Origin of the sequence: Streptococcus sp. DD10 (assembly GCF_001578805.1) — a bacterium.
Taxonomy (GTDB): Bacteria; Bacillota; Bacilli; order Lactobacillales; family Streptococcaceae; genus Streptococcus.
In genome coordinates this window covers 24,201-36,462 of record NZ_KQ969161.1, presented here as the reverse complement: position 1 = coordinate 36,462, position 12,262 = coordinate 24,201, and the positions used below count along the sequence as shown (strand labels likewise).

Sequence of the window (12,262 nt, the reverse complement as noted above, 5' to 3'; positions counted from 1 at the left end):
AATTTATCATTCAAAAATCTGCCTTGATTGAGATTGTGAGTGATAAACTCCGCCAAACCATTCAAGAAATCCACTTCGACAAAGAAGCTTTTTTGAAAAAGTTAGAACAGCAAAGTCAAGCGCAATTCACTAGAGACAACAAACGCCAGCGCCAGCAACTCGAAAAAGATGAATACCGCTCCAAAGAGATTGACCGCATCATCCAGAAGCTTTATGAAGATAATCTACTTGGTAAAATTTCAGATGAACGCTTTGTGAAGCTAAGTCAGAGCTATGAAGAAGAACAGAAACAACTTCAAACTTCTATTTCTGACTTAACCGAAAAACTCGCCAAACAACAAGAAGATAGCTTGAATATCTCCAAGTTTATGACGAGAATTTCGAAATATACAGAGCTACCAGAACTAACCGTTGAAATAGTGAATGAACTAATTGACAAGATTGTGATTCACAAGCCAACTGGCACGAAACGCAACCGCATTATTCAGATTGATATTTATTACAATTTCATTGGAAAACTAGACAACGAGAAAAGCGAGTCAGACGAACTGACTCGCTAATATTAACCGAAATAACTAAACTGCTTTATGTCAGCCTAGTTAAGTTAGATTTTTTCTGTCTAACTTTTGGGGTGCAGTTCATTTTGTAAATCATTTTTTCTGATCCGTAAAATAGAAAAGCGAGGTATGATTTTGTAAATCAGATTTTAAATTAAGAAGGTTTTTAAAGAGGGCGCTTGTTAGGCATTCCAGCTTTTCTTGGATATTTATTCGGCGTTTCTTTTTTCTTTTCTACTACAGTAATAAACCGTGGATCGCCATTTGGTAAAGTATAACTGAGATTCTTTTCAACTTTGCTAAAGAGTAAATTAAGGGCGTTTTTTGCTTCCTGCAATTCTTCTGGTGCACTACTTGCTTTTAGAGCAATGAGCTTTCCACCAACTTTAAGATAAGGAATGGTTAGTTCAGAAAGAATCTGCATACGGGCTACGGCACGAGCAGTGACCAAATCATACTGGGCACGAAAGTTTTTGTCTTGTGCAAAGTCTTCTGCGCGACCGTGGTAGAAGTGAACGTTTTCTAGTTCCAACTCCTCTGCCAAGAGATTAAGAAAGCTGATACGCTTATTAAGAGAGTCGATGATAGTAATATCGAGTTTTGGGCAAAGGATTTTTATAGGTAGGCTTGGAAATCCAGCTCCGGCCCCAATATCCAATAACTTCTTATTTTCATCGGTGATAAGTTGATGAAAAACAGGTGCTATGCTGTCGTAAAAATGTTTGAGATAAACTTCACTTTTTTCAGTAATAGCAGTAAGGTTTATTTTTTCGTTCCATTCAACAAGTCGTTCAAAATAGCGTTCAAACTGGTCTTTTTGTCGATCGGAAAGGAAAAAATTTTCTTTTTCAAGGGTGGTGTAAAATTCTTCTGGTGTCATTTTTTGGTTCCTTTTTTGGTATCATCTTATTTTACCACATTTTGATAAAAATTTGATATACTGTTAATAATCAAATTTAAGAGAGGATATGCCTATGTTATGGATTATCATTGGAGTATTGGTGCTCCTAGTAATTTTTGTGATTGTGAGCTACAATGGTTTGGTGAAAAGCCGTATGCAAACCAAGGAGGCTTGGAGTCAGATTGATGTGCAACTCAAGCGTCGAAACGATTTGTTACCAAATTTGATAGAGACGGTGAAAGGTTATGCTAAGTATGAGGGCTCAACTCTTGAAAAAGTAGCTGAACTTAGAAATCAAGTTGCAGCTGCTACCTCACCAGCTGAAGCTATGCAGGCTAGCGATGCTCTTAGTCGTCAAGTTTCAGGCATTTTCGCAGTAGCGGAAAATTACCCAGATCTTAAGGCCAGCGCTAACTTTGCTAAATTGCAGGAAGAGTTAACTAATACAGAAAACAAGATTTCTTACTCTCGTCAGCTTTACAATAGCGTGACTAGCAACTATAATGTCAAGTTGGAAACTTTTCCAAGTAATGTCGTTGCAGGAATGTTCAGCTTTAAGGCGGCAGATTTCCTTGAAACTCCTGAGGAAGAAAAAGCTGTGCCTAAGGTTGACTTTAGCGGGCTAGGTGACTAATATGCTCTTTGAACAAATCGCTCGCAACAAACGCCGTACCTGGTTGCTCCTTGCAGTCTTTTTTATCCTCTTGGCCTTTGTTGGCTATGCGATAGGCTATCTCTGGATGCGTTCGGGGGTAGGTGGTATGATTATTGCTCTTATCATCGGAGGGATTTATGCGGTGTCCATGATTTTCCAGTCAACGGATATCGTCATGTCCATGAACGGAGCGCGTGAGGTAAATGAGCAATCAGCGCCTGACCTCTACCATGTAGTGGAGGATATGGCTATGGTGGCGCAGATTCCCATGCCACGGGTCTTTATCATCGATGACCCAGGGCTCAATGCCTTTGCAACGGGGTCCAATCCTGCAAATGCTGCGGTAGCTGCGACTTCCGGTCTTCTATCAGTCATGAATCGTGAGGAACTGGAGGCGGTTATGGGGCATGAAGTCAGCCATATCCGCAATTATGATATTCGTATCTCCACTATTGCTGTAGCGTTAGCCAGTGCCATCACCATGCTGTCTAGCATGGCTGGTCGCATGATGTGGTGGGGCGGTGCTGGTCGCAGACGGAGTGATGATGACCGAGAGGGCAATGGTCTTGAGGTAGTTATGCTCTTGATTTCGCTCCTGGCGGTCATCTTGGCACCCCTAGCAGCCACCCTGGTGCAATTAGCCATTTCTCGACAGCGGGAATTTCTGGCAGATGCTTCCAGTGTGGAATTAACCCGTAACCCGCAAGGGATGATTAATGCCCTCCTTAAGCTAGATAATAGTGAGCCCATGCAGCACCATGTCGATGACGCAAGCGCAGCGCTTTATATCAATGAACCGCAGAAGGAAAGTGGTCTGAAAAAATTCTTCTATACCCACCCACCGATTGCGGAACGGGTAGAGCGTTTGAGAAATATGTAAAGCAAAAGATTAGGCAAGTAACCCTAATCTTTTTTCATGGTCAATAACAAACAGACTATCCCTCCTAAGGTGAAAACTGCCCAAGCCATTTCTAAGTGCCATAGGGCAAGGCTGGTCAGAATGATGGTTCCTAGAGGCATAGAGAGCATGAAGAGCATGGAGAGAAAGCTAGATGTTTGGGCGAGAACTTCGGGTTTAAGTTTCTTCATCAGCATACTGTTTACCATAGGATTGACCTTACCTGTGATATAACCTGTAAAAGCTAGAGCAAGAAAGGACAAGGTAAAGTGAAGATTGAGGGCATTTCCGAGACCAAGCAGTGTGAGAGAAACAGCAACAAAGAAAGTCAGTCTGTTGATGCTTTGCTTGGCAAAGTAGTCGTGGGGAAAGAGACTGGAGAAGATGATACCTCCGATAATCAAGACATCTACTAGGAGAATGGACTGGCTAAAGCTTAGGTTTCCAAAAGGGTGTTCGAGCAGAGAAAGGTTATAGAGTGCGGATAGGGAGCCAAAAAGAGCATTGATGATTAGGACTTGGCTGAGCAGGTTTAGAAAGTTAGAGGAACCTTCCTGGTCAAAAATGACCTTAGCGTTATTGTAGATTTCTTTGAGTTGGTTTTTTAAGGGAAGGGGATTCTCAGGATTGGTTACAGGAGGGTGAGTCAGTTGCTTGTGTACTAGAAAGAGAGTGGTAGAAGAGAGCAGAAAGGCAGCGGCATTGACCAAGGCTACGAGGAAGAAATTCTGCTGGCTGATGGCGAGGAGCCAGACTCCTAAAGCTTGTCCTCCTAAGCTACATAGATAGGACAATACTTGGTTAAAAGAGTAAGCTTCCATCAAATCGTCAGCTGGGATATTGTGCTGCATGATGGGCAACTGCAAGCCACTACGAAAATCAGACAGCAAGTCTGAGAGGATATTGAGGAGACAAACCGTTCCAAAAGCAAGATAGGTGCTGGAGTTGGTTAGGAGTGCCACGATGACAAAGAGGAGAGCTTGTAGATACCCCATGGTAATGAGCCAGCGAGCTTTTTGAATCGTATGGTCAGCTTTGATACCGATGAAAATGCTTACGAAAGTCGGAACTAAAACGATAAAGTTGGCAAGAGCAATAGCCAGCTTAGGCAGGGGCATAGTTGAGGCAAAGACGATAAAGACTAGGTTGTAGATAGAAGCTCCTGTCGTGTTAAAGATACGAGAAAGGCTAAGGTAGGCATAGAGTTTGTTTTTGAAAATAAGTTTCATTGTGGTCTCCTTTACTTGCTGGTTTTGAAGTCGGAGCGAATTTCTGCCCAAGTGCTGGTCCAGAAAGTTCTCAGCAGAGCTTTTTTGACCTCAGGGCTGGCAGTGATTTCCTGACCGTTTAGGATTAGAGTGCTGTATTTGACCATGTGGTTGAGGATGAGGTTAGTGAGTGTTTTCATGGGAATCTCCTTTTGCTAGAATTAAAAGATGCGAAGGTTAGCTTGCATGCGGTAAAGAGCTTGATGGCTCTACTCATCAAGTATTGCTTCTTTATCAAAAGTTGTCAGGAAGAGGTCTTCTCTACATAAGTCGGTGTGATGGTGGAATAGGCGGTTGAATAGGTTCATGATTGTTCTCCTTTCTCTTATTGAAGCCATTATAGCCCTATTTTGCTAGCGATACAGAGGCTTTTGAGCAGATGGTTACCTAGCAGGGGTAAGTGGTCAGATGTTGCTAGTGACTGACGTCTTACTCTTGATGAACTTATTATACAGCGGATTTTTCCTTTAGCTAAAAAAGTTGCATATTTTCAATAAAAAATGTGCTAGAAATCACTAACTCCGAGTTGATTTCTAACTCAATTTCAAATCCTTAGAAAATATAGTTTAACTTGATTTGTATGATAATAAGTTTTCAATCCCCAGTTGGTAATAATCTGCACTCTGGTCACAGCCTAGAATGCGGAGAATGTCCACATATTTTTTCATTTCTTGAATCCCTTTCTCACGATTTCCCAAGTGGTATTGCCATTCTCCTTTACCGTAGAAATAGATAATCCGCTGATAGACTTCATTTTCCTCAAAAAAATACTCTTGGATGAGATGATCAAAATAGGCAGTGTTTTCATGGTCTTGATAGGCGATACAGAGGAGAAAACCGTTGAGAAGGAGGGTCAACATGGTTTCTCGATTAAACTTCATCATGTTGGGAAAGTCAGGACGATCCACCATCTCTTCTGTATAGTTTTTGTAAATCTGGCTGGGAAAAAGGGGAGATGTGATGGAAAATAAGCCAATTTCATTCCCATACCAAACATCAATAGAGAAGAGATAGTCATGGAGAAAAGTCAGTTCTTCCTCGGAACCGATAGGTCCCTCTGTACCGTCAAATGGTTGGAAAGTGACTAGATACGCCTTGATAATGATAGCAGCTAGATACTCTTCTTTGATTTTTGTTTGTTGGTAAAGCTCTATCTGCTTGTCATAGAGTTCTTGTAGGTGTTCAGGAGTAGTCTGTTGGTGGATATTGTTTAGGGTTTTTGCGATAAAATGTTCTTCTTTTAACCCAGCAATTTCTTCAAATTCTTTCAGTGATAGGTGGATATGGTTGAGAGCGGTGAAAAAACGTTGGGTGGATAAGTCATTTTGCCCATTTTCAAAACGGGATAACATGGAACGAGAAAATTCTCCACCTGTCGCCTCCTCAAGGGAGAAATGACGGGCTTGTCTGATTTCCTTAAAGATAGGACCAAGATTTTTCATAGGCACCTCCGCTTGCAATTTGTAACTAGTATAGCAAAAATCCTTAATTTAGACCATTTTTTGTGGTATAATGGGGGTAACATGTGTAATCGAACACGCCCTAAATACTGGAGGTTTTAGGGGCTTGGTATCATAACGGAGGCGACATGAAATTTAACATTCAAGAAATCCGCAAGAATCTAGATGGTTTGAGCTTTGAAATGAAACTGGATTTGTTGGCGGATTTGCAGGAGCGTAACAAGGAAATCCTTGACATCAAGGACATTCAGGCAGTTGGGAAAGTCCAGCATGATGATGGACTCTACCTACTTGACTATCAGCTAGACTACACCATTGTCCTGGCTTCGAGCCGTAGCATGGAGCCTGTCGAGCTAGCAGAGAGCTATCCTGTAACTGAGGTTTTTATGGAAGGGGTAAGGAGTCCTGCTGACCAAGAAGCCTTGGATGAGGACTTGGTCTTGCCAATCGAGGATGGGCAGATTGATCTAGCTGAGAGTGTGGCAGATAATATCCTGCTCAATATCCCTATCAAGGTCTTGACACCAGAAGAAGAGGCAGGAGAGGGCTTCGTCTCAGGCAAGGACTGGCAAATTATGACCCAGGAAGACTACGAAACAGCACAAGCTGCAAAAAAAGAAGAAAACAGCCCATTTGCAGGCTTGCAAGGACTTTTTGATGAGTGAAAATGTTCAGTGGACATTTTCAGCCCTCGCCAAGAAACAGAAAAGTGAGGCAGGTTCGGGAAACCTTTCTAACCCTCGCCTAGGAAAGATAAGGATGAGGCTGGGACAGGCACTCAACCTAGATTTTTTGGCCTGTATTTGGTATTGAAAACTTTATGGAAAATTCCGTAAAGTTTTTCTCTTTATTTTTATAATGAAAAGGAGTTACAATCCTTTCCATTAACCGTAAAAAATGGTAAAATAGGAACAAAATAACATTAGGAGTGTCACATGACAAAAGCTAACTTTGGTGTCGTTGGTATGGCCGTAATGGGTCGTAACCTTGCCCTTAATATTGAATCTCGTGGTTACACAGTTGCTATTTACAACCGTAGTAAAGAAAAAACTGAAGATGTGATTGCTTGCCATCCTGAAAAGAACTTTGTGCCAAGCTATGACGTTGAAAGTTTTGTAAACTCAATCGAAAAACCTCGTCGTATCATGCTGATGGTTCAAGCTGGACCTGGTACAGATGCTACAATTCAAGCTCTACTTCCACACCTTGACAAGGGTGATATCTTAATCGACGGAGGAAACACTTTCTACAAAGATACTATCCGTCGTAACGAAGAATTGGCAAATTCAGGCATTAACTTTATCGGTACGGGAGTTTCTGGTGGTGAAAAAGGTGCCCTTGAAGGTCCTTCTATCATGCCTGGTGGACAAAAAGAAGCCTACGAATTGGTTGCGGATGTTCTCGAAGAAATCTCAGCTAAAGCACCAGAAGATGGCAAACCATGTGTGACTTACATCGGTCCTGATGGAGCTGGTCACTATGTGAAAATGGTCCACAACGGTATCGAATATGGGGACATGCAGTTGATTGCTGAAAGCTATGACTTGATGCAACACTTGCTAGGCCTTTCTGCAGAAGACATGGCTGAAATCTTTACTGAGTGGAACAAGGGTGAATTGGACAGCTACTTGATCGAAATCACAGCTGATATTTTGAGCCGTAAAGACGATGAAGGTCAAGACGGTCCAATCGTAGACTATATCCTTGATGCTGCAGGAAACAAAGGAACTGGTAAATGGACTAGCCAATCCTCACTTGACCTTGGTGTGCCATTGTCACTGATCACGGAGTCAGTGTTTGCCCGCTACATCTCTACATACAAAGAAGAACGTGTACACGCTAGCAAGGTTCTTCCAAAACCAGCTGCTTTCAAATTTGAAGGCGACAAGGCTGAGTTGATTGAAAAGATCCGTCAAGCTCTTTACTTCTCAAAAATCATCTCATACGCACAAGGTTTTGCGCAATTGCGTGTCGCTTCTAAAGAAAACAACTGGAACTTACCATTTGCAGACATCGCATCTATCTGGCGTGATGGCTGTATCATCCGTTCTCGTTTCTTGCAAAAGATCACAGATGCTTACAACCGTGATGCAGATCTTGCTAACCTTCTTTTGGATGAGTACTTCTTGGATGTAACAGCTAAGTACCAACAAGCTGTGCGTGATATCGTAGCTCTTGCTGTTCAAGCAGGTGTACCTGTGCCAACCTTCTCAGCAGCCATTACTTACTTTGACAGCTACCGTTCAGCGGATCTTCCAGCCAACTTGATCCAAGCCCAACGGGACTACTTCGGTGCCCACACTTACCAACGTAAGGATAAAGAAGGAGTATTCCACTATTCTTGGTATGATGAAAAATAATCTATGACCAAACGAATTTTATTTGTTGAAAATGAAAAAAATCTAGCTCGCTTTGTAACCTTGGAACTCCAACAAGCAGATTTTCAAGTGGTGATTTCTGAGACAGGAAAAGATGCGTTAAAATTAGCAAAAGAGTCTGACTATGATTTAATTTTGCTGAATTTTAGCTTGGTGGATATGAGTAGCCAACATTTTGCTGAGGAGCTAAGTCGCTTCAAACCAGCCTCAGTTATTATTGTATTAATGAGTCCTGAACAGATGAAAGATGAAAATGAAGTCGCACAAACCTTTGCTGTTTCTCAGTTGGTCAAGCCATTTATCATAAGTGATTTAGTTGAGAAGATTTCAGCTATCTTTCGTGGACGGGATTTCATTGATCAGCATTGTAGTCAAATGAAAGTTCCTACCTCCTATCGTGATTTAAGACTTGATGTGGAAAATCATCTCGTTTATCGTGGGCAAGAAATTGTAAGTTTAACTCGGAGAGAGTATGATCTTTTGGCAACTCTTATGTCAAGTAAGAAAGTTTTAACACGGGAACAACTTTTAGAGAGAGTTTGGAAGTATGAGAGTGCAACGGAGACAAATGTAGTTGACGTTTATATTCGTTATATCCGTGGTAAGATTGATATAAAAGGACAACCAAGTTATATAAAAACAGTTCGTGGCGTTGGTTATCAAATGCAGGATTAAAGGTGAAGAAGCTGAGGCGAAGCTCCATTTATACAGATAAAAAGACGAATGAATTTAGTTTTCTGGCAATCAGAACTCTAATTTGTTCGCTTTTTTATTGGACTCTTTGTCAGCTCTAGTAGATAGACGAAAAGCATAGATGTTAAAGGAGTAGAGTCATCTGCTTCTATTTATGACATTTCAGACGTCAGAACGGATATCTTAGGGAAAATAATCCATTCTTGCTTTCTTTTTACTATATTAAATTAGGGAGAAGGGAGATTGTCATGATTGAAGAAGTTTACAAGGCATACAGAGGATTTTATTCCACTTTAAAATTTTGATTCTCTAAAGTTGGAGCGATATGAGTGGGAAAGCTTGCACCAAAAAGGGAAACCTCTTTTTGTGTGGACGGTAGTATTTTGATTTATGTAGGGAGTGAGAGGACTTGTTAAACCATATGCATCAAATCGTTCAACTTAATTCATAATGATATAGCTTAAATAGTATACCAAATGATTTGACCTGTTCATACTCTTCGAAAATCAAATTCAAACCACGTCAACGTCGCCTTGCCGTACTCAAGTACAGCCTGCGTCTAGTTTCCTAGTTTGCTCTTTGATTTTCATTGAGTATAAGAATATTTGAAAGAGAAGAGAGGGTACTTCACCCCAAAAATGTAAAAATTTGCTATAATAGTTTCTATGAATATTGAGGATAAAATAGAGAATTATCGCTTGCTCTTAGTGCAGTTGGCTGGTCTTTTGGAAGGGGAATCAAATGCTCTTGCTAACTTATCCAATGCAAGTGCTTTACTAAAACAAGCCCTACCTAACTCAGTTTTTGCGGGATTCTATCTTTTTGATGGAGAAAAACTCATTTTAGGTCCATTTCAAGGAAAGGTATCCTGTGTTCGAATTGCTCTTGGGCGTGGCGTGTGTGGAGAAGTAGCTAATAGTAGAGAAACGATGATTGTAGGGGATGTAGCGCATCATCCTAACTATATTTCTTGTGATAGTATGGCTCGCAGTGAGATTGTTCTTCCGATGTTAAAAGAGGATACTCTACTTGGTGTTTTAGATTTAGACTCTGCTTTTTTAGAAGATTATGATGAAATTGACAAGGAGTATTTAGAACAGTTTGTAGCAATTTTGATTGAACAGACTGAGTGGGATTTTACGATGTTTGGAGAGAAAGCGAATGTATCAAGCCTTATATAGAAAATACCGTAGCCAAACATTTGGTCAATTAGTCGGTCAAGAAGTCGTGGCTAGGACCTTACGACAGGCAGTTGAGCAAGACAAGATTAGTCATGCTTATCTCTTTTCTGGTCCGAGAGGAACTGGTAAAACCAGTGTTGCAAAAATATTTGCAAAGGCGATGAACTGTCCCAATCAAGTGGACGGAGAACCTTGTAATGACTGCTATATATGCCAAGCGATTACGGAAGGAAGTTTGGAGGATGTTATCGAGATTGATGCGGCCTCAAACAATGGGGTAGATGAAATTCGTGATATCCGTGATAAATCCACTTATGCACCGAGTCTAGCCAAGCATAAAATCTATATTATCGACGAGGTTCACATGCTCTCGACGGGGGCTTTTAATGCCCTTTTAAAAACCTTAGAAGAGCCGACTAAAAATGTTGTCTTTATCCTTGCAACGACAGAACTCCATAAGATTCCTGCGACTATCTTGTCACGTGTACAGCGTTTTGAGTTTAAGTCGATTAAACTGACTGACATTGAAAAACATTTAAGCTGGGTCTTGGAACAGGAAGGATTTCATTATGATCAAGACGCAGTGCGATTAATTGCAAAAAGTGCAGAAGGTGGTATGCGAGATGCCCTATCTATTTTGGATCAGGCTCTCAGTTTAAGTCAAGAACACCAGCTGACGACGGAGATAGCTGAAGAGATTACGGGTTCCATTAACCTAGATACTTTAGATGAGTATGTGAAAGCTATTCTTGCAGGAGAAACTACAGTAGCTCTTGGGAAATTAAACCTTCTATTTGACAATGGTAAAAGTATGGTCCGTTTTGTGACAGACCTTTTGCAGTATCTGCGTGATATTTTACTCGTACAAGCAGGAGGAGAAAATTTACGGCAGAATACTTTATTTGCCGAAAATTTACTGACTTCACAAGAGAGGATCTTTGAGATGATTGATCTGGCAACCAAAGGATTACCAGACATCAAAAATAGTTTACAACCGAAAATTTATACAGAAATGCTCACGATTCGTCTAGCAGAAACAAGTCAGGAACAGGAGGTTATTCCTGCACATCTCGCAAATGAAATTGCAGATCTAAAGCAAGAAATCCTAGTACTTAAACAGCAGTTAGCTCAATTGAATGTGGGAGCCTCTAGTTCTGTCAAACAGGTTCAAAGTCGACCAACTTCAACAAATAAGCAGGAATATCGTGTTGACCGGAATAAGGTGAACGAGATTTTGCAAGAAGCTGTTGAAAATCCAGAGCTGGCACGTACGAATCTCATTCGTCTTCAAAATGCATGGGGCGAAATCATTGAGAGTCTATCTGGTGCGGATAAAGCTCTACTGGTTGGTTCACAACCCGTAGCAGCAAATGAACATCATGCAATTTTGGCCTTTGAATCTAACTTTAACGCTGGTCAAACTATGAAAAGAGACAATCTAAATACTATGTTTGGTAATATTCTCAGTAATGCAGCAGGTTTTTCTCCAGAAATTCTCGCTATTTCTATGGGGGAATGGAAGGAAGTGAGAGCTAATTTTTCTGCTAAAAAAAGAGGGAAAGAAGTAGTTGAAAAAGAAGAAGAGTCCATTATTCCTGAAGAGTTTCGCTTTCTATCAGATAAGATTAGGATAGAGGAGGATTAAGCATTATCATGCCAATTAAACAATTTATAACAACCACCTTATTTACAGCTATTGAAACGTTTTTCTTTAACCAAGCGGTCATGACTGGCAATTATTTGCTTGCCTTCTTTTGGGGTTTGCTAGTACTACGTAATCTGCAGACAGCCTTTGTTTTTGGAAAACTTATAGATGTAATTGATGAGACATTGAAAAAACGAAAAAAATGAGGCGGGACAAAAATCCAGCCTCTTCTATTATGCTTAAAAAATCTAATGAATGCTGTGGTCGATGATTTTAATACTAGACTAAAATCAAAAAACATCTTACAATAGTAGTTATGAAACTTACAAACGAAGAAATACAGAAAATTGAAAAACTCCTGCGAGATTCATCGTACGCCAAATATCACAAACGTCTACAGATTATTTATTTTCGCTCAAAAGGAAAGAGTTATAAGGAAATCATGGATCTTCTAGATTGCAATAAAACAACTGTTTGGAGGAATTTGAAAAAATATAAGGAGTTTGGTTTAGAAGCTCTTTTTCAAGAGACTCGTGGTGGACGTCATCGAGAATATATGACTTACGAAGAAGAACAAGCATTTCTAAAACGTCATATAGAAGCTGCTCAGGCTGGGGAATTTGTGA

Annotated in this window: 14 protein-coding genes; 10 read left to right on the top strand and 4 right to left on the bottom strand. The window is 40.6% G+C overall.

What is annotated here, in order from left to right:
• On the top strand, positions 1 to 560 hold a 560-nt coding region (locus tag STRDD10_RS06590), incomplete at its 5' end, for a DUF4368 domain-containing protein (RefSeq protein ID WP_156468625.1).
• 163 nt (positions 561 to 723) lie between these two features.
• Here STRDD10_RS06590 and rsmG read toward each other — a convergent pair.
• Positions 724 to 1,437, bottom strand: coding sequence for a 16S rRNA (guanine(527)-N(7))-methyltransferase RsmG (gene rsmG, locus STRDD10_RS06585; protein ID WP_067194129.1), 714 nt, complete (start codon positions 1,435 to 1,437; stop codon positions 724 to 726).
• 94 nt (positions 1,438 to 1,531) lie between these two features.
• Here rsmG and STRDD10_RS06580 point away from each other — a divergent pair, with 94 nt between their 5' ends.
• Both STRDD10_RS06580 and htpX read left to right on the top strand, forming a co-directional pair.
• The gene (locus STRDD10_RS06580; RefSeq protein WP_067194443.1) at positions 1,532 to 2,092 is read left to right on the top strand and encodes a LemA family protein; all 561 of its coding nucleotides are present in this window, start codon (positions 1,532 to 1,534) and stop codon (positions 2,090 to 2,092) included.
• Between the two features lies 1 nt (position 2,093).
• The gene (gene htpX, locus STRDD10_RS06575) at positions 2,094 to 2,993 is read left to right on the top strand and encodes a zinc metalloprotease HtpX (protein WP_067194127.1); all 900 of its coding nucleotides are present in this window, start codon (positions 2,094 to 2,096) and stop codon (positions 2,991 to 2,993) included.
• Between the two features lie 23 nt (positions 2,994 to 3,016).
• Here the strand turns inward: htpX and STRDD10_RS06570 are convergent, their stop codons facing one another.
• The 3 genes from STRDD10_RS06570 to STRDD10_RS06565 form a co-directional block, all read right to left on the bottom strand.
• Positions 3,017 to 4,240, bottom strand: a complete 1,224-nt coding sequence (locus tag STRDD10_RS06570) for an MFS transporter (RefSeq protein ID WP_067194125.1) — start codon at positions 4,238 to 4,240, stop codon at positions 3,017 to 3,019.
• A gap of 11 nt (positions 4,241 to 4,251) precedes the next feature.
• Entirely contained in the window at positions 4,252 to 4,419 is a 168-nt protein-coding gene (locus tag STRDD10_RS10880) for a hypothetical protein (protein ID WP_156468619.1), read from the bottom strand.
• A gap of 426 nt (positions 4,420 to 4,845) precedes the next feature.
• Positions 4,846 to 5,721, bottom strand: coding sequence for a helix-turn-helix domain-containing protein (locus STRDD10_RS06565; protein WP_067194123.1), 876 nt, complete (start codon positions 5,719 to 5,721; stop codon positions 4,846 to 4,848).
• A gap of 146 nt (positions 5,722 to 5,867) precedes the next feature.
• Between STRDD10_RS06565 and STRDD10_RS06560 the strand changes: the two genes are divergently transcribed.
• The 7 genes from STRDD10_RS06560 to STRDD10_RS11155 all read left to right on the top strand — a co-directional run.
• Positions 5,868 to 6,404: a YceD family protein gene (locus STRDD10_RS06560; RefSeq protein ID WP_067194121.1), complete on the top strand. Its 537-nt coding sequence runs from the start codon at positions 5,868 to 5,870 to the stop codon at positions 6,402 to 6,404.
• Positions 6,405 to 6,674: 270 nt separating this feature from the next.
• On the top strand, positions 6,675 to 8,099 hold the full coding sequence (gene gndA, locus STRDD10_RS06555; protein ID WP_067194119.1) for an NADP-dependent phosphogluconate dehydrogenase: 1,425 nt from the start codon (positions 6,675 to 6,677) through the stop codon (positions 8,097 to 8,099).
• 3 nt (positions 8,100 to 8,102) lie between these two features.
• Positions 8,103 to 8,792 (top strand): response regulator transcription factor, encoded by a 690-nt coding sequence (locus tag STRDD10_RS06550; RefSeq protein WP_067194117.1) that lies wholly within the window; start codon positions 8,103 to 8,105, stop codon positions 8,790 to 8,792.
• 683 nt (positions 8,793 to 9,475) lie between these two features.
• Positions 9,476 to 9,991 carry a GAF domain-containing protein gene (locus tag STRDD10_RS06545; protein ID WP_067194115.1) on the top strand — a complete coding sequence of 172 codons (516 nt, stop codon included), beginning with the start codon at positions 9,476 to 9,478 and terminating at the stop codon, positions 9,989 to 9,991.
• Positions 9,972 to 11,636, top strand: a complete 1,665-nt coding sequence (gene dnaX, locus STRDD10_RS06540; protein ID WP_067194113.1) for a DNA polymerase III subunit gamma/tau — start codon at positions 9,972 to 9,974, stop codon at positions 11,634 to 11,636. The genes STRDD10_RS06545 and dnaX overlap by 20 nt, the downstream gene beginning before the upstream one ends.
• Before the next feature lie 8 nt (positions 11,637 to 11,644).
• Positions 11,645 to 11,842 carry a DUF3272 family protein gene (locus STRDD10_RS06535; protein ID WP_067194111.1) on the top strand — a complete coding sequence of 66 codons (198 nt, stop codon included), beginning with the start codon at positions 11,645 to 11,647 and terminating at the stop codon, positions 11,840 to 11,842.
• 110 nt (positions 11,843 to 11,952) lie between these two features.
• A partial coding sequence (locus tag STRDD10_RS11155) for a helix-turn-helix domain-containing protein (protein WP_197458313.1) occupies positions 11,953 to 12,262 on the top strand: 310 nt, incomplete at its 3' end.